The following is a 16,858-nucleotide window of genomic DNA, read 5'->3' on the forward strand; positions in this document are numbered from 1 at the left end:
GCAATGACATCAGATTCAAGAGGCAGGCGTAACATCACTGCACGGCATGCGGCGCAAAGCTGACGACTGCCGCGACGCTTCAGATGCTCTGGGCCATTCCTGCCGCGGCACTGTCGATGGGCGCTGCGACCCTGTTCACCCTTTGGTTGAGACAGACTGAATTGGTGACGGGTGCGGGAATGGCGGCTCTTATCGGAGGAACTTTCGGACTTGCCATCGGAATCTCCAATCGGTTCGTCTGGCGAGGGATCGTGCTCCGGCCATGGCAACCGTGAGCCGGTCGAAAGCGGCATACAGAACCCATGCTCCCCCGACACCTCCGCCACCTTGAGCGTTACAGCCTGCCGACCGTCGAGCAACACCTTTCCGAAGCGCTCGATCTGCCTTGGACGCCCGATATGCAGGACTGGGCGATCCAGATCGGCAACGCCGCGGCGTTGCCTCGCGTGCTGGCGCTGCTGCGGCGCGGCGACCTGTCCCTGGATGAACGCTTCAGCCTGATGGCCCTCGCCATCGCCTGTGCCGACGACGCCTTGTCCGACACCGCCAGCTTCCCGGTCGTCGACGAGTTGTGGCGCCTGCTGTCGACCGAGCCCGCGCTCCATGCATCGACGATCCACTACTGGGCGACGCCTGTCCTGGAGGGCGAGGACGCCGAGTGCTGGTTCGCCGTTTCGCCGCTCATGGCGAGCGTGTGGCGATCTTCCGGCCTGGATGACGCATGACTGACCCCACCGAACGACCGCTCGTCTCGTCCCTCAGGGACCGCCTCACGGCACTGGCCTCCACACACGCCAGTTTCGTCGGCGCGCCGGTCGACATCGCCGATCTGCAGCCCCTGGAACTGGGCGAGTTGTGGGCCGACATCCGACGCGCCGCGAGCGACCCGGAGGTGCCTCAGCCTGCGAAAGACGCGGCTCGGTCCATCCTCGTGCAGGTGCGCGACACCGGTCTTGTGCCGGCCCTGAGCGAACGCGCCGCGCTGGCGGTGTTGAAGGACGTGAAGCCACTCCAGTGGAATCCGGCATTGGAGCTTTTTGCGCTGCTCACCCAGGCCCCCTCGCCGGCCTTGGCCGCCGAAGCCGACCGCGTGCTCAGCGACCTCAGCGAAGAGCACGTGGCCGAGCGCTCAGACATCCATGACGGCGTCGCGCTGTCCCTCATCGCGGGCCGCCCTTCGTTCGATCGGCTGCGAGACGCGTTGACGCCACGGGCATCGCGCTCGTGGTACTGGGGCCGTGAACTGGACCTGTTGCCCGAACTCGGCATGGACGCCTGGCTGGCGATGGCCGGCGGGTGGGGGACCGGACAGTACTACGAGTCGCCGCTGCCCGGAGATCCCACATCAGCGCTTGCCGCCGAACCCGCCTTCGTGCTCCATGCGGAGCAATTGCTGAGACTTGCGGCGGACCGGGTGGGCGCCATCCATCGCGGCGATGTCCCCTACCAGGCGGACGGCGCCTTCACCCCCGATGACGCCCAGGCCATCGGCCGCGCCATGCGCGTGGCAGCCCTGCGGGATGAGCCGTGGCTGGGACCCTTGATCCGGCAGTTGCTGCTCGATGTGTGCGTGGCCCCCACCGCGGCCAAGACCCTGCCCTCGCAGGCGGTCGCCATCGCACTCGGCCATGCCATCGAGGCCGTGCCGACGCCCGAGACCGTCGAGGCACTCAAGGCGGCGCTGGGGGTAGTGCGCCACGCGGGCATCGCCAAGAAGCTCGCCCGCAACCTGAAACCGGCGGAACGCGGACTCGCCGACCGCCCGGAGGTGGCCTTGCGGCTGACCTCGGGGCCTAAGGACAAGCAGCGGACCGCCATGCTCGCGACCAGCCTGGAGGCCGGACTCTGGCAGGGACTGGACCTGCCGGTCGCCGTGTGGCGCGAGCGACTGGCTGCCGCGCCCGGCGGGCGCGATCTGACGCGCGCCCTGGTCTGGGTCGCCACGGGGACCGATGGCACCGCCACCTCTTTCATGCTGACCGGCTGCGACGACGCGCCGGCCGATGCCGATGGACAGCGGGTCGCGCTGGACGACGACGCGCGCGTGTCGCTCTGGCACCCGCTCGCCGCGCCCGACGACGAGCGTCGTCGGTGGCAGGCCGCGGTGGTCGCGCGTCAGGTGCGTCAGCCCTTCCGGCAGGTGTTCCGCGAGCACTACGCGCTGCCGCCCGAGGAGGCCGATGCCGCGGCCACATCGATGTTCGAAGGCCATGTGCTGTCAATGCGCCCGCTGCTAGGACTGGCGCGCAAGGAGGGATGGCGCATTGCGCGCGATCAAGGTCTCGTGCGCGAGTTCGGGCCGGTCCAGGCGACCTTCGCGGTGAATGGTCGGCTGTACCCAGGCGTCACCGGCAACGCGGACAGCGGCCCCCTCCTGTTCGAACGCCGGGACGGGCGTCGATGGCGGCCCTGCACACCGGCGACCGTCGAGCCGATCCTCTTCTCCGAGATATGCCGCGCGGTCGATCTGCTGGTGAGCGCCGCCAGCTTCGCGCTGGAAGATGGACCGGCGGACCTGCCACCGACCGTCGGCGACATCGAGGCTCCCGGGCGCGTCGGAGCTGCGCACCCGCAGCTCGCGCGCTGGCGTCGTCTGGAGACTCTGTCCGAACGTTCGCTGGGTGAGATGGCGCGAGCCCGCCGAGACGCGCTCGCGCATGTCTTCGTCGATGCGATCACCAACGGGCGCATGTCGATGGGCGCCCGGCACCTGCACGTGGGCGAGCACGCGGTGCACCTCGCCACCGCCCGCGTCACGCTGCGCGGCGAACCGGTCGATCTCGGCATCGCGCCCGCGCCGGCGTCGCGTCGCCTCTCCGCCGTGCCCTGGCTGCCCTACGACGAAGTGCTGCTCCAGCGCATCGCCGAATCGGCGGCTCGCCTGCTGGCCGCGCACGATGCAGAAAAGGGATGACGTGATGCGACGATGTCGAAATCCGCCCACCCGATTCGTCGTCAGACAGGCGCTCCCGCCAAGCTTCCACAAGGACTTCCCATGAACCCCCTGCTGCTTGCCCCCGCCCTCCTCTCGATGGCCGCCTTCGCGCATGCCGCGCCCGCGACCTACGACATCGACCCCACCCACACCTACCCGAGCTTCGAAGCCGACCACATGGGCCTGTCCCACTGGCGCGGCAAGCTCAACAAGAGCGCCGGCACCATCGTCTACGACAAGGCCACCGGCGCGGGCAGCGTCGACGTGAAGATGGACCTGGCCAGCATCGACTTCGGCCTGGAAGCGATGAACGCCTGGGCGACCGGCGACAAGTTCTTCAACGTCGAGAAGAACCCGGGCGCGACCTTCAAGGGCCGCTTCGACGGCATCAAGGCCGGCGTGCCGACCCAGGTGGTGGGCGAGCTCACGCTGAACGGCAAGACCCGTCCCCTGACGCTGGCCGTCCACCAGATCAAGTGCGTGCCGCACCCGATGCTCAAGCGCGAGCTCTGCGGCGCCGACGCCTCGGGCAGCTTCAACCGCGAGGAGTTCGGACTGGCCGCCGGCAAGGACTACGGATTCAAGATGGACGTGGCCCTGCGCATCCAGGTGGAAGCGATCGCGAAGGAGTGAGGCTCCCCGAGCGAGCCCGGCCCCGCAGGGCTGCTCGCTTCGTCACGGGGTCACTTCGCCCTTCAGCTTCGCAATCCGCTTCTTGGTCTCGCTGACCTCGCAGGTGCCACCGAAGAAGGCCTGCCAGGCGCCGCTTCCGCCTTCGCGCGCGCCGTAGAGCCAGCAGCTGGCCTCGCGATACTCGCGCCAGGCCTTCACCTCCCGCTCGGCGAGTTCGCGGGTTTTCTCCGGCGACGACGTGTTCGCCGGCACGGTGTCCACGAAGCGGCGCTCCCAGGTGGTCAACTCTCGATCCAGCAGCTGGAGCTGGTGGTGCTCACACCGGGACGCCACATAGCCCGCACCCGCACGCGGGCCCTTGGGGTCGCAGAACAGCTCGACGAGCCGCTGCTGGTACTGCACGTTCACGCAGTCGGCATCCTTGCAGGCATTGCGCCTGGCCAGCCAGCCCCGCTGCGCCACGCGACGCGGATCGGTGGCCGGCGCGTCGTCCTCGACGGTGTAGATGTCGGCCATGTCTTCGTCCAGCTGGGACAGGTCCCGGTCGTCGCAGATCAGATGCTCCACCCGCGTCCCGGCCTTCTTGCAGTCGAAGCTGGCCGCCTCGGCCGGACGGGCAACGCCCGTCAGCATGAGCAGCCCCAGTCCCAACAGCAGCCAGCCACTTGCGCGGTGGCGCCCGCGCCGCTGCGTCACATTCGTTGCCATGTTCATTCCCTCCCGATTCAGGCGGCGCGCAGCGTATCGGATGGGACGTTAAGAATGCGTTCAACCCGCAGCACCTAACATCCGTCCCCAACGCCCTTTCCAGAACCTCATGCCCATGCCCAGCTGGCAGCTCGACGACGCTTCCGCCATCGCGGAAGCCAACAAGTACACCTTCTACAAGCCGTCCCTCGAGACCCTCTCGAAGGTGGCTGTCGGCGAAGTCGTGAAGCTGATATTCCGGGGCGACGGCCACGACCCCGATGGCGTCTTCGTCGAGCGCATGTGGGTGCTGGTGGACGCGATCGAGCCCGGAGGTCGTTTCGTCGGGCGTCTGGACAACGACCCGCAGAAGATCGTGGCCCTGAAGGCGGGCGACACCGTGCGCTTCGATACCCGGCACATCATCAACACGGAGCACGAGGAGCCCGACAACCTCGTCGCGAGGTACGCCAAACGCGCATTCGTCACCCAGCGCATCCTCGCGGACGGGAAGCCTGTCGGCCGCCTTTACCGCGAAGCGCCGGACGAGGAGCAGGACAGCGGCTGGCGATTCACTGCCGGTGACGAGACGCGCGCGTACATGGACGATGCGAACAACAGCCGCTACGTGTCGCTGGGCGCGGTGCTGGCGAAGGACGACTCCGTCATCCCTCTGCTGGAAGCGCCGGAGGGAGCGGACTTCAGAAGGGATCCGGAAACGGGGCTGTTCGTGCCGGACTAGCGATGCCCCGCGCTGTTACCCTCTCGGCCTCGTCGAAGGCCTCCTCATGTTGAAGATCTCCCCCATCAAAATCGCCGCTGCTCTCGCGGCTGTCATCCTGGCCGTGACCGGACTGTTCTACTTCTCCGAGGCTCGCCAGGGCGTGGTGAACATGTTCGCGGCCCGCAAGAAGCCGCCGTCGACGAATGCGCAGACGTCCCGCCCGGCCGACGTCACGGCAACGGCCTCCGGCGTGCGCGTCATCCCCATCGGCGTGGCCCCCCAGGCGAGCTCGGCTCCCGCGAGACGCTCCTCGAGCGGCGGCTGACCCGCCTCGCCATGCGCCTGCCGCGCCGTTTCGACGACGCCCTGATGATCCCGCCCGACGCGCTCGGCGCGGTCGACGACGCGTTGCTCTCCTCGCTGCGCGCCTGGTGCGAGGGCGGCGCATTTCCGATGCTGACGGAGCCGCTGCGCGCGGCCAGCATCGCCCCTCACATAGGTCTGGACGGCGCAGCCTGCGCGCTGGACGGTAGCCATGAGCTGGCGCGCCTGGGCCGCTGGCGAGGTCTGCTGTGGCGCCTGCAGATTCTGTGGCGCGAATGCGTGGCGATGCGAGGCCCATCCCCTCGCGACGCCTGGGACTGCGGCTGGTGGCGGGAGGGTCCGCTGGATGTCGCGGAAGCGTTCCGGCCGCGTCGCCCCACATTGCTGATGGTGCGTGACGCGGACCCAGCCGTGATTGCCGCACTGCTGTCCACGCTGCGTTCCAGCAGCCAGGCCTATGCGCGACCCGTGCGCGTGCTGGTGGTATCGCCTGAAGCCGCCGCGGGCATCGAGCGCCTTGGCGATCGCCCACAGAACATCGCGTCGTGAATCGAGCCAGCGGGCGGCCGGCATCGCCCTGGCGGCATGCGCATTGCCAGCTTCCTGCTATCGGTGTCTTTGCCGACGCGCACAACGTGGAGACCACCATGGCTCAGCAACCCAACGCGCAGAACCCGCAGCAGTCCCCGGGCGGACAAGGCCAGCAGAAGCAGCAACAGCATCAGCAAGGCCAGCAAGGACAGAACCAGCCCGGCGGCCAGCAGCAAGGATCGGGATCACAAGGCCAGCGGCAATCGCCGCAGCAGGGCCAGCCCGGCAGCGGCCGGCAAGGCCAGATGAACCAGGGCTCGCAGCAGCAGAACCCGCAGACCTCGCGCGACCAGTCCAACCAGGCGTCCAAGGACGATCAAGGCCAGGGCAGCGACTCGTCGCGCGACGATCGCTGAACCCGCGTCCCTTCGAACGGCTTCGGCGGCCCCGGCAGCCGGCAGCCCGCATCACCAGCCCCGCCCTGACGGGGCTTTTCTTCGTTCATGGCCGCGGCCCACCGCCGAATGCGTGGACCGCCGCTGGCGAGCCGCTTGCCTCGGCCGTGCATGGACGAACTGCTCAATGCGCTGCAATGGCCCGCGATGGCCGTCACGCTCGTGGCGGCGTGGCTGGTTGGTGGCCGCAGCGCGCGGCGACGGACCTGGGGCTTCTGGGTCTTCGTCCTCAGCAATCTGCTCTGGTGCATCTGGGGCGCCTTCACCCACTCGTACGCGTTGATCGTCCTGCAGCTCGGCCTGTTCGCGATGAACCTGCGCGGCGTGCGCAAGAACGAGGCGGGCAGCCAGAACGACCGGAACGACCAGAACGAGGGGCGCGCGGACGATGCCCGATGAACACTGGCATTGGCGGGCACCGCCCTTGCCACTGACCTTGTCGCGGCGGGCCGTGATGGCGCGCCGACCCAGCCATCACCGCCAGGAGAACTTCCATGCCATCCACGACGACCAACGCGGCCTCGAACCGCAAATCGACCGCCCGCCGCACGACCCCCGCCCGCGCGAAGACACCGGACGCCGTGAGCCTGCTGCGCGCCGATCACAAGCTTGTCGCGGGGCTCTTCGAGCAGTTCGAGAAGTCGCGCTCCACGGCGAAGAAGAAGCAGCTGGTCGCGCAGATCTGCCTGGAGCTGACGGTGCATGCGCAGGTCGAGGAAGAGATCTTCTACCCGGAGGTCCAGGCCGCGTTGAAGGACAAGGAACTCGTGCCCGAAGCGCGCGTCGAGCACCAGAGCATCAAGGACCTGATCGCCGCCGTCGACGGCGTCGAGCCCGGCGGCGAGGACTATGACGCCAAGGTCAAGGTCATGAGCGAATGGGTGAAGCACCACGTCAAGGAGGAACAGAACGAGATGTTCCCCAAGGCGAAGAAGGCCGGCGTCGACATGGCCGAGCTCGGCGAACGGATCCTGCAGCGCAAGGAGGAATTGATGGCGCAGGAGCAGGCCAGGCATTGAAGGTCCGGCCGCAGCTTTCCGGGAAAGTCGTCGGCACAGGCATCCGCGTTGCCACAGGAGCGTCAACGCGGATGCCGCGCCATTCCTGGAGAAGTCCATGACCGACAAGATCGCCTTTCCGAAGCAGTCGCAGCCCTGGCCGGGTCTCGCGCGTGAGATGACGCCTCCGCCGGACCACGGCGAGAAGTCCTACGTGGGACACGGCCGGCTGGCTGGCCGCCGCGCGCTGATCACCGGCGGGGACAGCGGCATCGGTCGCGCGGCCGCGATCGCCTTTGCGCGCGAAGGCGCGGACGTCGCGATCAACTACCTGCCGGACGAAGAGCCCGACGCGCGCGAAGTGATCGAGCTCATCCGCGAATCCGGACGCCAGGGGATCGCGCTGCCGGGCGATCTGCGCGACGAGGCGTTCTGCCAGAAGCTGGTCGCGGACGCCGTGCGCGAACTCGGCGGCCTGGACATCCTGGTGAACAACGCGGCGCGGCAGCAGAGCCACGAATCCATCCTGGACATCAGCACCGAGCAGTTCGACTGGACCTTCAAGACCAACATCTACGCGCCGTTCTGGCTGTGCAAGGCGGCGATCCCGCATCTGACGGCCGGCAGCTCGATCATCAACACGGCGTCCGTCAACTCCTACGACCCGGGCGAGAACCTGCTGGACTACGCGTCCACCAAGGGCGCGATCCTGATCTTCACCAAGGGGCTGGCGAAGCAGCTGGCCAAGCAGGGCATCCGCGTCAATGCGGTCGCGCCGGGGCCCTTCTGGACGCCGCTGCAGGTCTGCGGCGGCCAGACACAGGAGAAGCTGCAGAAGTTCGGCACCGACACGCCGATGGGTCGCGCGGGTCAACCCGCGGAGCTCGCGGCGGTGTATGTGCTGCTGGCGTCGTCGGAGTCCAGCTACGCCACCGGTCAAGTTTACGGGGCATCGGGCGGACGCGGGGATCCATGAGGGTCCGGCGGCCATGGCGACCCACTCCAGCAACCGCGCCGTCGACCTGAAGGTCGCGAGCGGGACCGGCATGCCGCGTTCGCGCAAGGTGCTGCTGCTGGTCGACTTCATCAACCCACTGCGCTTCGAGGGCGCCGAAGACATCGCCGACGCGGCCGTGGAAGCGGCGCGCGCCACCTCGCGACTGCGCAGGCAATGCCATGCCGAGGGCACCTGCGTCATCTACGTCAACGACAACTTCGGCCAGTGGCGCTCGGACGTGCAGACGCTGCTGCGCGAAGCCGCCGGGCCGGAGGCGCTGCCGCCGAACTGGCACGACTGCTGCCTCCGGCCAAGGCCGATCTGCTGATCCTCAAGCCGCGGCATTCCGGTTTCTACGCGACGCCGCTGGACCTGCTCCTCGAGCAGTTGGGCGCCAAGGATCTGATCGTCACCGGTCTGGCGACAGACTACTGCGTCAAGTGCACCGCCATGGACGCGTACGTCCGCGGTTATCGCGTGGCAGTCCCCGCCGACTGCACAGCGGCCGAATCGGAACCGCGAAAGCGCGACGCACTCGCGTGGATGAAGGACGTGCTCAAGGCGCGCATCACGCCGACGCGGGTCACTCCTTCTTGACGATGCTGATGCTCCCATCGCTCTCCAGGACGGCGATCTTCACTTCGGACAGCACGCAGTCCGATTCGCGCAGGGCCTTCTCGACATCGAGATCGCTGAGCCGATGGCGCCGCATCACGTCGTTGAACCAATGACCGTCCCGCCCGATGAGCACGGGAGAGCCCTCGATCAGGCGCTCGAAGCCCTTGTGCCGCGACCCGATGAACGCGATCCCCGCATTCATCGCGATCAATGCCGCCGCGAGGATCCAGGCGCCTGCGACGGAGTTGTCGCCGCCACTCAGGCCATTGCTCACGGCTTCGCTGAGCAGCATCACGACCAGCAGATCGAACGGCGTGAACTGCCCCACCGTGCGCTTGCCCGACAAGCGCACCATCAGGAGCAAGGCGACATAGATGAGCGCGGCGCGCGCTAGCAATTCCCAAGGACTGATCTGCATGTCGAACATCTGGAACATCCTTCCGCGATAGCCGAGCGCGCGGCGTTGGAGGGCAGGCAACGGCGAGTCCCGACCGGGCGCCGGGATTGCCTTGGCAGCGGGACCGGCGCTGCTCAGCGCACCTCAACTGGAAGGTCTCCGATGCTCGCTCTGACGTACCACGGCGCGAACGATGTTCGTGTCGAGACAGTGCCCGACCCTGTCATCGCGGCGGACGATGACCTCCTTCTGCGGGTCACGGCCACGGCGATCTGTGGGTCCGATCTCCACATCTATCGCGGCAAGATCCCCGACATGAAATCCGGGGACATCCTGGGCCACGAGTTCATGGGCGTCGTCGAGGACGTCGGCCCGGGTGTCGTCAACGTCAAGCGTGGCGACCGCGTCGTGGTCCCGTTCACCATTTCCTGCGGGGACTGCTTCTTCTGCGGCCGCAAGCTCTTTGCGGCCTGCGAAACCACCAACCCCGGCCGGGGAGCCATCCTGAACAAGAAGGACCTCCGCGCCGGCGCCGGGTTGTTCGGCTACAGCCACCTGTATGGCGGCTACGCGGGCGGGCAGGCGCAGTACGTCCGCGTTCCCAAGGCCAATGTCGGTCCGCTGGTCATCCCCGACACCCGGCTGAGCGACGAGCAGGTCCTGTTCCTGTCGGACATCCTGCCCACTGGCTATCAGGCGGCGCTCAACGCGCAGGTGACGCCGGGATCGAGCGTGGCCATCTTCGGGGCCGGCCCGGTCGGCATGATGGCCGCGGCCAGCGCCCGGCTGCTGGGCGCGGAACGGATCTTCATGATCGACCACCACCCGTACCGCCTTGCTTTCGCGAAGGACACCTATGGCGTACTGCCGATCGACTTCGATCAGGTCGACGATCCGGCGCAGCTGATCATCGAGCAGACCGACCACCGGGGCGTCGACGCCTCGATCGACGCGGTGGGTTTCGAGGCCAAGGGCAGCACGGTGGAAACGGTGCTGACCACGCTGAAGCTGGAGGGTTCGAGCGGGACGTCGCTGCGATGGGCCATCGCCGCCACACGCCGCGGCGGCATCGTGAGCGTGCCTGGCGTGTACGCGGGATTCATCCACGGATTCCTGTTCGGGGACGCCTTCGAGAAGGGCCTGAGCTTTGCCAGCGGTCAGACCCATGCCCAGCGCTTCATGCCAGAGTTGCTCAAGCACATCGAAAGCGGTGCGCTGCGTCCCGAAGTGATCGTCAGCCACCGGCTTCCCCTGACCGAAGCGGCGCGTGGCTATGAGATCTTCAACAAGAAGGAAGAGGACTGTCGCAAGGTGGTGCTGACGCCTTTCGACAGCTGATGGATCAGAGGACGTTCAAGGCGTTGCCTTGAGGCTCGATGGCGAGGCGGATCCCTGGGCCGCTGGCGCATCCTCCTCCACGACGGCTCGTAGCGATGGGGATGGTGGCGCTGGAAGCATCATCTTCAGGCGGTGCATGTCCGCCAGCAAGAGATCCCGGCAGTCCTTCGCCGCGTTGCCGGCGACCGCCGCTGCGTTCATGCGGCGTCTTTCCATCGCCTGGTAGAACTCGCCGTTCGTCAGCCCCTTCGCACGTTCCTCGAAACTCTCTGAGTCGCGGGGAACAATTCCCGCCGCATACGCGGCAGTGGAAGAAATCGAAGCACTTGGTCGTTCGAGGCCATCCCCTAGCCACTGGAGCCCGCCGGCATACCTTTCGATGTGAGTGCGAAGTTGCCGAATGTCCGACGGGCTCATCAGACAGGTCTTCGCGCTCGATATGGCAAACGCATCCAGCGTTCGAGGCCATTTCATCTCCTGATTCCTGTGGCCTTCGATTTCACTGAGGTTGTGGATCACCGCAAGTGACTTGTTGTTGACCGCATAGCCCTGTCCTTGAACCGCGGAAACCAGCTCAGGGGTCAACGGGGAATCGAAGCCGCATCGCTTGCAGCCTTCGATTTCAGGCGCCTGCTCCAGTTGAGTGGCGATGTCTGACCACGCGTCGAAATATGGCGTCACTGCGGCCAGTCTCTCCCGCAACTTTGGCTCCTGTTCAATCTGCGCCGCCTTGGTTTGAACATCGAGGATCGCCGTCTGCTGCTTCAGCAAGTAGGTCTGAAAGATGAGGACAACTCCAGTCACCATCGAACCGATGACGATCAAGGCTCGCGGGAACAGCCATGCGCCGATCAATCCTTTTACAGCCGACTCCGAGAGTGGCGTCCCGGTTCTGAAGTAGCCAAACACCTCCTCGACGACGACCCAGGTGGCCCTCATCCGGTTTGGCTCGCGCTCCTTGATCAGGTCGCGCATCCTGTCCAACTGTCTCACCCAGGGAAACGACCTGCCGCAGTTCGGACAGCTTGAGGCGTCTTCGGCCACCTCCGCATGACAGTAGACGCACGACATGAGCTTGCTGCTGGTATCGCCGGTCATGGCCGCCTCCATGCATCCAAAAGCCCTCGGCTGCCTGATGACAGCGGCGAAAGGTAGGCCCCTTTTATCTGCATATCAGTTGACAGCCAACCGACGCCATCATCAGAACTAACTACTGAACAACATGCCCCCCGCTTTTCGCCGCTGGTGGAATCGGGGCCGGGAATCCTCCGGCGTCCTGAAGACTCCAGACGACCCGTTCGCGAAAATGTAGCGTGCAGCGCTGCATCAAAATGGACGCCTTTTCCTCCAGCAGGGCGATCAGTAGATGAAGATTTCGTGCTCGTGCGGCGAGACGATCCATGACTCCCGCGAATCGAATCCCGACAAGGCCCACATGGTGTCCGACACGGTCTATTTTTCCCTGCTGGACCAGATCGATGCAGTGATCGAGAGCGGCGGCATGAGCGCGAGCGCGCGAGAAGACACCTGCATGAAGGTCAGGGCTCTGCTCGGCGGCGTGCAGCGGTCAATCTGGCAATGTCGGAACTGCGCACGTCTGTACGTGGACGATCCGCGCGGAGAGCTTCAATGCTTTCAGCCGCAAAGTGATGGAAATCCTTCGGGAGTTCTCGGGCCACCTCTAACAGATTGACCGATGGGCACGTTCGCCAAGCGCTGACGATCGGGGTCTCACTGGATTGCCCTGCGCTGACGCAACCCGACAATGTCGACATGCACTATTTGATCGTTGACGGCATGCTCTCCGGCACCGGCGTCCGCGATGCTGTGGAGGGAGGATTCCTGAGTCTTGATGACCTGGGGATCTCGACCGCGCTCGCCTCGGAGCTGACGGCATGGGTGGGCCGCTACGAGAGCCTGCACTACCGGCAGTTCAAGGATGCAGACGAAGTGGCAGCGCTCGACTCGATCGGCATCGAACTGCAGCGACGCATGAAGCACGAGCTCCCTGAATCGAAGATCCAGTATTTCTCTCACGCCAGGATGGAGATGCTCGTCATCATCGATTGGTAGAAGCACACTGAGCTCACCATGACCCAGACCCACACCCTCCGCGGCACCTTCGACGTGCAGATGACACCCCTGCCCACGGCGTCCGATGAGGCCGAGGCGAACCTCGGCCACCTGCTGCTCCGCAAGCAGTTCCACGGCGAGCTTGACGCGACCGGCCTCGGCCACATGATGGCCTTCCGCAGCGCGGAGCCGAGCTCGGCCGGCTACGTCGCGATGGAGCGCGTCGAGGGACGCGTGGCGGGTCGCAGCGGCTCGTTCGTGCTGATGCACTTCGGCGAGATGAATCGCGGCACGCCGAAGCTTGTCGTCCAGGTCGTGCCCGACTCAGGCACCGACGAGCTGGTCGGCCTGAGCGGCACGCTCAGCATCGACGTGCGGGACGGCAAGCACTTCTACGAATTCAGCTACCGTCTCCCGACGGACTGAACCTCGGCCCGCAGCCGACGCGATGTCAGTCGCCCGTCTTGCGCAGCCGGATCACGCGGGAGACCTGATTCAAGGTCAGCCCGCTGCCCGCGATGAACGGCGCGCAGTCCGCCGGCGTCGTCAGCGAATCCGCCACTTCGTAGCGTCCGACGTAGCGCCAGCTGTCGCTGTTCTGGCGCATGAAGACCGGCACCGCGCCGGTTTGTCGCGCGAAGGTGCGTCCCGCCGCACGCGACGCAGCCCGCGTGCTGCACAGCACGACGTCAGGTCCTTGCGGGTTTCGTTCGGGCTTCAGGCAGGCCGCGACGACCTTGCCGTGATGCGTGGGAAGAAAGGCCTGCTTGTTGCCGCCGCAGGTGGCGTGGATGTCTTCGCGGCTGTAGTCCTTGCCGATGACGAACATGATGAGGTGAACTCCAGAATCTCGCGGCGCACGTGGCCGCATGAGGGAGTCTCACGATAGGCGGCATGGCCTCAAGACGGCATCTCTTCTTGGGCACCGCGCATCAAGACGGCATCAGCGCCGAGACGGAGTTCGCTGAGGGTCAGGTCATGTCAGCTGGACTAGACTGAGCCGCGGGATGACTGGAGGAACCCATGCCGAAACGGCTGGTCGTGTTCGACCTGGACGAGACGCTCGTGCACGCGCGCGAGGATCCGCTGACCGTCGCGCCGCTGACGCGCGTCGGGCCGTACTGGGTCTATCCGCGACCCCACGCCCATCGTCTGCTGTCATTCGCCGCGAGCAATTTCGACGTCGGCATCTGGTCGTCCTCCAGCGCCGAATACGTCGCGCAAGTTGTCGCAGCCCTCTTGCCGGCCGACGTCACATTGAAGTTCGCCTGGGCGGTCGAGCGCTGCGTGCAACGACCCGATCTCGCATCGGGCGGCTACGTCTTCATCAAGGATCTCCGGAAACTGCAGCGCTTCGGCTATCTGGTCGACGACGTGCTCATCGTCGACGACAGCCCGGAGAAGATTGCCCGCCAACCGCGATCTCATTTGCGGGTCTCGCCCTTCTTCGGCGACCCGTCAGATGCTGAGCTGCTCGTCGTTGAGAGGACGCTGGCGACCTTCCTCAGTGAAGTGGATCGAAACCCGACTGCCGCCGAGGGGCCGCCATGACATTCGCGTTGAAAGGCTTCAGGGCAAGCGGCGGCGCGTGAGCGCACGGCCCTATTGGCGATCGAGCGGCTCGCCCTTGCGCGAGACGATCAAGACCAGCAGCGAAGTCAAGATCGCAACACCGACGTAGAACGCGATCGGGTGCTGCGCCGGCGGGAAGAAGCGCCTGTCCACAGCCAGCAAGGCCAAGTAGCCGATCACCGTCGCCCAGCCCTGCCAGGTGACGGGAAAGCTCCAGCCGTAGCCCAGCCTCTTCTTCAAGAACCAATGATTCGTCATGGTCCGCATCCTCACATGGTGCGTGAATGATCCAGATTCAGTCGCATCAGTGTAGAGGCGCGCATGCCATGGCCGTCCGGCCTTCTTTCACAGGGGTCAGGACTTGCCACCAGGGCTTCCCCAGCCGGAGGTATTTTCAGAATCGGGATCGCCGATCTAGCGATACACATCACACACCGGACGCTGCACCTGGGCGTTCTTGCGCAGCTCGCCGGTGGGATCGCCTTCAAGCCGCTTGATGTAGATCCGGGATCCGTCCGAGCAGATCCCCACGACCTCACCGGCTTTCACCTCCAGGGTCAGCACGCCGTCGCCCTGCCGCACCGTGTCGGCACTGAGGACCTTGTTGGTCCAGATTTTCAACTCGTGCTTCCCCGGCAGCACGTCCACGACCCACAGGACGCCGCCCCCGGCATCCACGGTTCGCCCGTCCACGGCCAGCAGCTTGAAGCTCATCCCGCGAGGGAGACCGCTGAATCCTTCGACATAGAGGGTGGCGAGCTCCGAGTAAGGGCGCTTCGCACCTTCGTAGGCCTGCTTCTGCACTGCGCAGGCGCTCAACGACAGTGCCGTGAGCAGGAGAGCCAGACGTTGGAACCAATGCGGCATGGATCGACGATGGAGTGAATCGGCCCCGCTGTCGCGAGGGCCAGTTGTTGACAGCCGAGCCGGGATGGCTTGACCGATCGGTGGGCGATTGTTGCCGAGGATCGTGCCCGAAACCGGCGTGTCGTCCGGTCACGACAACGCCCGCTGTCGATGCGCATGCGCAGCGGCCATCCGGACTTCCCACCGAGGGTCAGGACTTGTCAGCGGAGTTCCACGGAAGCAGTTGCACAAGCCGCATTGCCTCTATAGCATAAGCACTTATGCAAATAAGGCGACGCACCAGCGTCGCTCGCCCCAGGAGGTCCGCATGTCAGTTGAGAGCATTTCGTCCGCCCCTGAACGCTGGTATCGCCCATCGCTGCGCTCGCCGATCGTGCGCATGGTCATCGGCGCCGTCGCCACGGTGGCGCCGGTGGCGTTGTGGATGGCGGCCATCCACGCCCTGCTCCCCAAGCCGTATCGCCAGATATGGCCGCAGCTGCTGGCCGCGGTGCTTTGTGTGCTCGCCTACCGCTGGTTCGTCCGCACGCTGGAGAAACGCCGCGTGAACGAGCTGGCGCCTGCGCCCGCCGCGCGCGAGGCCGTGACCGGCGTGCTGATCGGCCTGACGATGATCAGCGGCATCGTCGGCCTCCTGTGGTCGGCCGGCGCCCTGCGGATCACGGGCATGACCTGGCTCAATCCGCTGGCGCCCCTGGCCGAGATGACCATCGCCGCGGTGCTGGAGGAGCTGCTCTTCCGCGGCGTGCTGCTGCGCATCCTGGTCGGCTGGCTCGGCCGTTGGCCCGCCTTCGCGATCTCGTCGCTGCTGTTCGGCCTCGCGCATCTGCCCACCGAAGGGTTCTCGACGGTGGCCTTCCTCGCCATCATGGTCGCGGGCGCCCTGCTCTCCGCCGCATATCTCGTCCACGACCGGCTGTGGCTGCCGATCGGCCTGCACTTCGGCTGGAACTTCGCGACCACGGCGATCTTCGGTCTGTCGTCCTCGGGCTCCAAGACGGCGGGATATCTCCAGACGGCGCTCAACGGACCGGAATGGCTCACCGGCGGGAAGTTCGGGGTAGAGGCGTCGGCCGTCACCCTGATCGTGACGGTCGTGGTCACGGTGGCGCTGCTTGTGTGGCGTCGTCAGGGCAGACAGTCCGAGTCCGTCGTGGGGACCCCGACATGGAAGCAGGCATGACAAGAACCCTGGGCACCCAACTGCGCCACCTGATCGAACTGCTGGACAGCGCGGTCGAGCGCTCGTACGAGAACGTGGACGCGAGCTACCGCCCGCGCTACACGCCGGTGATGCGCGTGCTCATGCGGGAGAGCGCCTCCACGATCAGCGACATCGCCGTGGCTGCCGGCATCAGCCAGCCCGCGGTGACGCAGACGGTGAGCCGGATGATGGAGGCGGACCTCGTCTCCGTCAGCCCTTCCGAGACGGACGCGCGTCAGCGCATCGTGCAGTTGACGAAGAAGGGCAAGCGCCTCGCGCCCAAGCTGACGCGCTGCTGGGAAGCGACCGCGCTGGCCGCCAGGAGCCTGGAGGCGGACCTGCAGGTGCCCCTCGGCGCCATCCTCGAAGACGCCATCCAGGCGCTGGAGAAGCGGTCCTACGACGAGCGGATCGCGGCGGCGCGGGAGTCGCTCGGAGGTCATTGAGGCGTGAGCGCCACACGGGGTTCGGCACGACATGCGGCGACGCTATATTCCAGCGCCTC

General features: G+C 66.2%; 25 protein-coding genes. 19 read left to right on the top strand and 6 right to left on the bottom strand.

Annotated elements, in window-relative coordinates; translation table 11 throughout:
* Positions 1-302 precede the first annotated feature (302 nt).
* The 3 genes from AC07OZ_RS05715 (at position 303) to AC07OZ_RS05725 (ending at position 3,568) form a co-directional block, all read left to right on the top strand.
* Positions 303-725, top strand: a complete 423-nt coding sequence (locus tag AC07OZ_RS05715; RefSeq protein ID WP_495466185.1) for a hypothetical protein — start codon at positions 303-305, stop codon at positions 723-725.
* Entirely contained in the window at positions 722-2,914 is a 2,193-nt protein-coding gene (locus AC07OZ_RS05720; RefSeq protein ID WP_495466186.1) for a DUF4132 domain-containing protein, read from the top strand. The genes AC07OZ_RS05715 and AC07OZ_RS05720 overlap by 4 nt, the downstream gene beginning before the upstream one ends.
* Positions 2,915-2,995: 81 nt before the next feature.
* Positions 2,996-3,568 carry a YceI family protein gene (locus tag AC07OZ_RS05725; protein WP_495466187.1) on the top strand — a complete coding sequence of 191 codons (573 nt, stop codon included), beginning with the start codon at positions 2,996-2,998 and terminating at the stop codon, positions 3,566-3,568.
* A 42-nt stretch (positions 3,569-3,610) separates the two neighbouring features.
* Here AC07OZ_RS05725 and AC07OZ_RS05730 read toward each other — a convergent pair whose 3' ends face one another.
* Complete coding sequence (locus tag AC07OZ_RS05730) at positions 3,611-4,276, bottom strand: lysozyme inhibitor LprI family protein (protein ID WP_495466188.1); 666 nt, start codon at positions 4,274-4,276, stop codon at positions 3,611-3,613.
* 109 nt (positions 4,277-4,385) lie between these two features.
* Between AC07OZ_RS05730 and AC07OZ_RS05735 the strand changes: the two genes are divergently transcribed.
* The 9 genes from AC07OZ_RS05735 to AC07OZ_RS05775 all read left to right on the top strand — a co-directional run bounded on the left by AC07OZ_RS05735 (position 4,386) and on the right by AC07OZ_RS05775 (position 8,881).
* Entirely contained in the window at positions 4,386-4,997 is a 612-nt protein-coding gene (locus AC07OZ_RS05735) for an immunity protein Imm33 domain-containing protein (protein WP_495466189.1), read from the top strand.
* 46 nt (positions 4,998-5,043) lie between these two features.
* Complete coding sequence (locus AC07OZ_RS05740) at positions 5,044-5,304, top strand: hypothetical protein (protein WP_495466190.1); 261 nt, start codon at positions 5,044-5,046, stop codon at positions 5,302-5,304.
* Between the two features lie 11 nt (positions 5,305-5,315).
* A complete protein-coding gene (locus tag AC07OZ_RS05745) occupies positions 5,316-5,852 on the top strand; it encodes a hypothetical protein (protein ID WP_495466191.1) in 537 nt (178 codons plus the stop codon).
* A gap of 98 nt (positions 5,853-5,950) precedes the next feature.
* Complete coding sequence (locus AC07OZ_RS05750) at positions 5,951-6,250, top strand: hypothetical protein (protein ID WP_495466192.1); 300 nt, start codon at positions 5,951-5,953, stop codon at positions 6,248-6,250.
* Positions 6,251-6,400: 150 nt separating this feature from the next.
* A complete protein-coding gene (locus AC07OZ_RS05755; protein WP_495466193.1) occupies positions 6,401-6,688 on the top strand; it encodes a hypothetical protein in 288 nt (95 codons plus the stop codon).
* Between the two features lie 95 nt (positions 6,689-6,783).
* Entirely contained in the window at positions 6,784-7,308 is a 525-nt protein-coding gene (locus AC07OZ_RS05760; RefSeq protein WP_495466194.1) for a hemerythrin domain-containing protein, read from the top strand.
* Complete coding sequence (locus AC07OZ_RS05765; protein WP_495466490.1) at positions 7,304-8,263, top strand: SDR family oxidoreductase; 960 nt, start codon at positions 7,304-7,306, stop codon at positions 8,261-8,263. The genes AC07OZ_RS05760 and AC07OZ_RS05765 overlap by 5 nt, the downstream gene beginning before the upstream one ends.
* Before the next feature lie 13 nt (positions 8,264-8,276).
* Positions 8,277-8,612: a hypothetical protein gene (locus AC07OZ_RS05770; protein WP_495466195.1), complete on the top strand. Its 336-nt coding sequence runs from the start codon at positions 8,277-8,279 to the stop codon at positions 8,610-8,612.
* A complete protein-coding gene (locus AC07OZ_RS05775; RefSeq protein WP_495466196.1) occupies positions 8,510-8,881 on the top strand; it encodes a cysteine hydrolase family protein in 372 nt (123 codons plus the stop codon). The genes AC07OZ_RS05770 and AC07OZ_RS05775 overlap by 103 nt, the downstream gene beginning before the upstream one ends.
* Here AC07OZ_RS05775 and AC07OZ_RS05780 read toward each other — a convergent pair.
* Positions 8,868-9,329, bottom strand: a complete 462-nt coding sequence (locus AC07OZ_RS05780) for a DUF421 domain-containing protein (RefSeq protein WP_495466197.1) — start codon at positions 9,327-9,329, stop codon at positions 8,868-8,870. The two genes, AC07OZ_RS05775 and AC07OZ_RS05780, sit on opposite strands and share 14 nt — an antisense overlap.
* A gap of 132 nt (positions 9,330-9,461) precedes the next feature.
* Between AC07OZ_RS05780 and AC07OZ_RS05785 the strand changes: the two genes are divergently transcribed.
* Positions 9,462-10,637 carry a zinc-dependent alcohol dehydrogenase gene (locus tag AC07OZ_RS05785; RefSeq protein WP_495466491.1) on the top strand — a complete coding sequence of 392 codons (1,176 nt, stop codon included), beginning with the start codon at positions 9,462-9,464 and terminating at the stop codon, positions 10,635-10,637.
* Between the two features lie 15 nt (positions 10,638-10,652).
* Here AC07OZ_RS05785 and AC07OZ_RS05790 read toward each other — a convergent pair whose 3' ends face one another.
* Positions 10,653-11,735, bottom strand: a complete 1,083-nt coding sequence (locus AC07OZ_RS05790; RefSeq protein WP_495466198.1) for a zinc ribbon domain-containing protein — start codon at positions 11,733-11,735, stop codon at positions 10,653-10,655.
* Between the two features lie 268 nt (positions 11,736-12,003).
* On the opposite strand from AC07OZ_RS05790, the gene AC07OZ_RS05795 reads away from it, so the two are divergent.
* From AC07OZ_RS05795 to AC07OZ_RS05805, 3 genes are all read left to right on the top strand, one after another.
* Complete coding sequence (locus AC07OZ_RS05795; RefSeq protein WP_495466199.1) at positions 12,004-12,330, top strand: DUF8617 domain-containing protein; 327 nt, start codon at positions 12,004-12,006, stop codon at positions 12,328-12,330.
* An 80-nt stretch (positions 12,331-12,410) separates the two neighbouring features.
* On the top strand, positions 12,411-12,710 hold the full coding sequence (locus AC07OZ_RS05800) for an immunity protein CdiI family protein (RefSeq protein ID WP_495466200.1): 300 nt from the start codon (positions 12,411-12,413) through the stop codon (positions 12,708-12,710).
* A gap of 18 nt (positions 12,711-12,728) precedes the next feature.
* A complete protein-coding gene (locus AC07OZ_RS05805) occupies positions 12,729-13,136 on the top strand; it encodes a DUF3224 domain-containing protein (RefSeq protein ID WP_495466201.1) in 408 nt (135 codons plus the stop codon).
* A gap of 25 nt (positions 13,137-13,161) precedes the next feature.
* On the opposite strand, the gene AC07OZ_RS05810 is transcribed toward AC07OZ_RS05805, so the two are convergent.
* Positions 13,162-13,539 carry a DUF6697 family protein gene (locus AC07OZ_RS05810; RefSeq protein ID WP_495466202.1) on the bottom strand — a complete coding sequence of 126 codons (378 nt, stop codon included), beginning with the start codon at positions 13,537-13,539 and terminating at the stop codon, positions 13,162-13,164.
* A 194-nt stretch (positions 13,540-13,733) separates the two neighbouring features.
* On the opposite strand from AC07OZ_RS05810, the gene AC07OZ_RS05815 reads away from it, so the two are divergent.
* On the top strand, positions 13,734-14,261 hold the full coding sequence (locus tag AC07OZ_RS05815; protein WP_495466203.1) for an NIF family HAD-type phosphatase: 528 nt from the start codon (positions 13,734-13,736) through the stop codon (positions 14,259-14,261).
* A 51-nt stretch (positions 14,262-14,312) separates the two neighbouring features.
* Here the strand turns inward: AC07OZ_RS05815 and AC07OZ_RS05820 are convergent, their stop codons facing one another.
* Both AC07OZ_RS05820 and AC07OZ_RS05825 read right to left on the bottom strand, forming a co-directional pair.
* The gene (locus tag AC07OZ_RS05820) at positions 14,313-14,540 is read right to left on the bottom strand and encodes a hypothetical protein (RefSeq protein WP_495466204.1); all 228 of its coding nucleotides are present in this window, start codon (positions 14,538-14,540) and stop codon (positions 14,313-14,315) included.
* 156 nt (positions 14,541-14,696) lie between these two features.
* Entirely contained in the window at positions 14,697-15,149 is a 453-nt protein-coding gene (locus AC07OZ_RS05825; RefSeq protein WP_495466205.1) for a hypothetical protein, read from the bottom strand.
* Between the two features lie 307 nt (positions 15,150-15,456).
* Here AC07OZ_RS05825 and AC07OZ_RS05830 point away from each other — a divergent pair, with 307 nt between their 5' ends.
* Positions 15,457-16,332 carry a CPBP family intramembrane glutamic endopeptidase gene (locus AC07OZ_RS05830; RefSeq protein ID WP_495466206.1) on the top strand — a complete coding sequence of 292 codons (876 nt, stop codon included), beginning with the start codon at positions 15,457-15,459 and terminating at the stop codon, positions 16,330-16,332.
* A complete protein-coding gene (locus tag AC07OZ_RS05835; protein ID WP_495466207.1) occupies positions 16,329-16,799 on the top strand; it encodes a MarR family winged helix-turn-helix transcriptional regulator in 471 nt (156 codons plus the stop codon). Before AC07OZ_RS05830 ends, AC07OZ_RS05835 begins: the two co-directional genes overlap by 4 nt.
* Positions 16,800-16,858 lie beyond the last annotated feature (59 nt).

Source organism: Roseateles sp. GW821-FHT09G03 (assembly GCF_059416045.1).

Excerpts from the sequence above, each read along its gene's own strand:
- AC07OZ_RS05725 (WP_495466187.1), top strand. The coding sequence starts at position 2,996 with ATGAACCCCCTGCTGCTTGCCCCCGCCCTCCTCTCGATGGCCGCCTTC.
- AC07OZ_RS05790 (WP_495466198.1), bottom strand. The coding sequence starts at position 11,735 with ATGACCGGCGATACCAGCAGCAAGCTCATGTCGTGCGTCTACTGTCAT.
- AC07OZ_RS05815 (WP_495466203.1), top strand. The coding sequence starts at position 13,734 with ATGCCGAAACGGCTGGTCGTGTTCGACCTGGACGAGACGCTCGTGCAC.
- AC07OZ_RS05825 (WP_495466205.1), bottom strand. The coding sequence starts at position 15,149 with ATGCCGCATTGGTTCCAACGTCTGGCTCTCCTGCTCACGGCACTGTCG.
- AC07OZ_RS05755 (WP_495466193.1), top strand. The coding sequence starts at position 6,401 with ATGGACGAACTGCTCAATGCGCTGCAATGGCCCGCGATGGCCGTCACG.
- AC07OZ_RS05835 (WP_495466207.1), top strand. The coding sequence starts at position 16,329 with ATGACAAGAACCCTGGGCACCCAACTGCGCCACCTGATCGAACTGCTG.
- AC07OZ_RS05720 (WP_495466186.1), top strand. The coding sequence starts at position 722 with ATGACTGACCCCACCGAACGACCGCTCGTCTCGTCCCTCAGGGACCGC.
- AC07OZ_RS05805 (WP_495466201.1), top strand. The coding sequence starts at position 12,729 with ATGACCCAGACCCACACCCTCCGCGGCACCTTCGACGTGCAGATGACA.
- AC07OZ_RS05830 (WP_495466206.1), top strand. The coding sequence starts at position 15,457 with ATGTCAGTTGAGAGCATTTCGTCCGCCCCTGAACGCTGGTATCGCCCA.
- AC07OZ_RS05740 (WP_495466190.1), top strand. The coding sequence starts at position 5,044 with ATGTTGAAGATCTCCCCCATCAAAATCGCCGCTGCTCTCGCGGCTGTC.
- AC07OZ_RS05820 (WP_495466204.1), bottom strand. The coding sequence starts at position 14,540 with ATGACGAATCATTGGTTCTTGAAGAAGAGGCTGGGCTACGGCTGGAGC.
- AC07OZ_RS05780 (WP_495466197.1), bottom strand. The coding sequence starts at position 9,329 with ATGTTCGACATGCAGATCAGTCCTTGGGAATTGCTAGCGCGCGCCGCG.
- AC07OZ_RS05735 (WP_495466189.1), top strand. The coding sequence starts at position 4,386 with ATGCCCATGCCCAGCTGGCAGCTCGACGACGCTTCCGCCATCGCGGAA.
- AC07OZ_RS05800 (WP_495466200.1), top strand. The coding sequence starts at position 12,411 with ATGCACTATTTGATCGTTGACGGCATGCTCTCCGGCACCGGCGTCCGC.
- AC07OZ_RS05715 (WP_495466185.1), top strand. The coding sequence starts at position 303 with ATGCTCCCCCGACACCTCCGCCACCTTGAGCGTTACAGCCTGCCGACC.
- AC07OZ_RS05770 (WP_495466195.1), top strand. The coding sequence starts at position 8,277 with ATGGCGACCCACTCCAGCAACCGCGCCGTCGACCTGAAGGTCGCGAGC.
- AC07OZ_RS05795 (WP_495466199.1), top strand. The coding sequence starts at position 12,004 with ATGAAGATTTCGTGCTCGTGCGGCGAGACGATCCATGACTCCCGCGAA.
- AC07OZ_RS05745 (WP_495466191.1), top strand. The coding sequence starts at position 5,316 with ATGCGCCTGCCGCGCCGTTTCGACGACGCCCTGATGATCCCGCCCGAC.
- AC07OZ_RS05810 (WP_495466202.1), bottom strand. The coding sequence starts at position 13,539 with ATGTTCGTCATCGGCAAGGACTACAGCCGCGAAGACATCCACGCCACC.
- AC07OZ_RS05785 (WP_495466491.1), top strand. The coding sequence starts at position 9,462 with ATGCTCGCTCTGACGTACCACGGCGCGAACGATGTTCGTGTCGAGACA.
- AC07OZ_RS05760 (WP_495466194.1), top strand. The coding sequence starts at position 6,784 with ATGCCATCCACGACGACCAACGCGGCCTCGAACCGCAAATCGACCGCC.
- AC07OZ_RS05730 (WP_495466188.1), bottom strand. The coding sequence starts at position 4,276 with ATGGCAACGAATGTGACGCAGCGGCGCGGGCGCCACCGCGCAAGTGGC.
- AC07OZ_RS05750 (WP_495466192.1), top strand. The coding sequence starts at position 5,951 with ATGGCTCAGCAACCCAACGCGCAGAACCCGCAGCAGTCCCCGGGCGGA.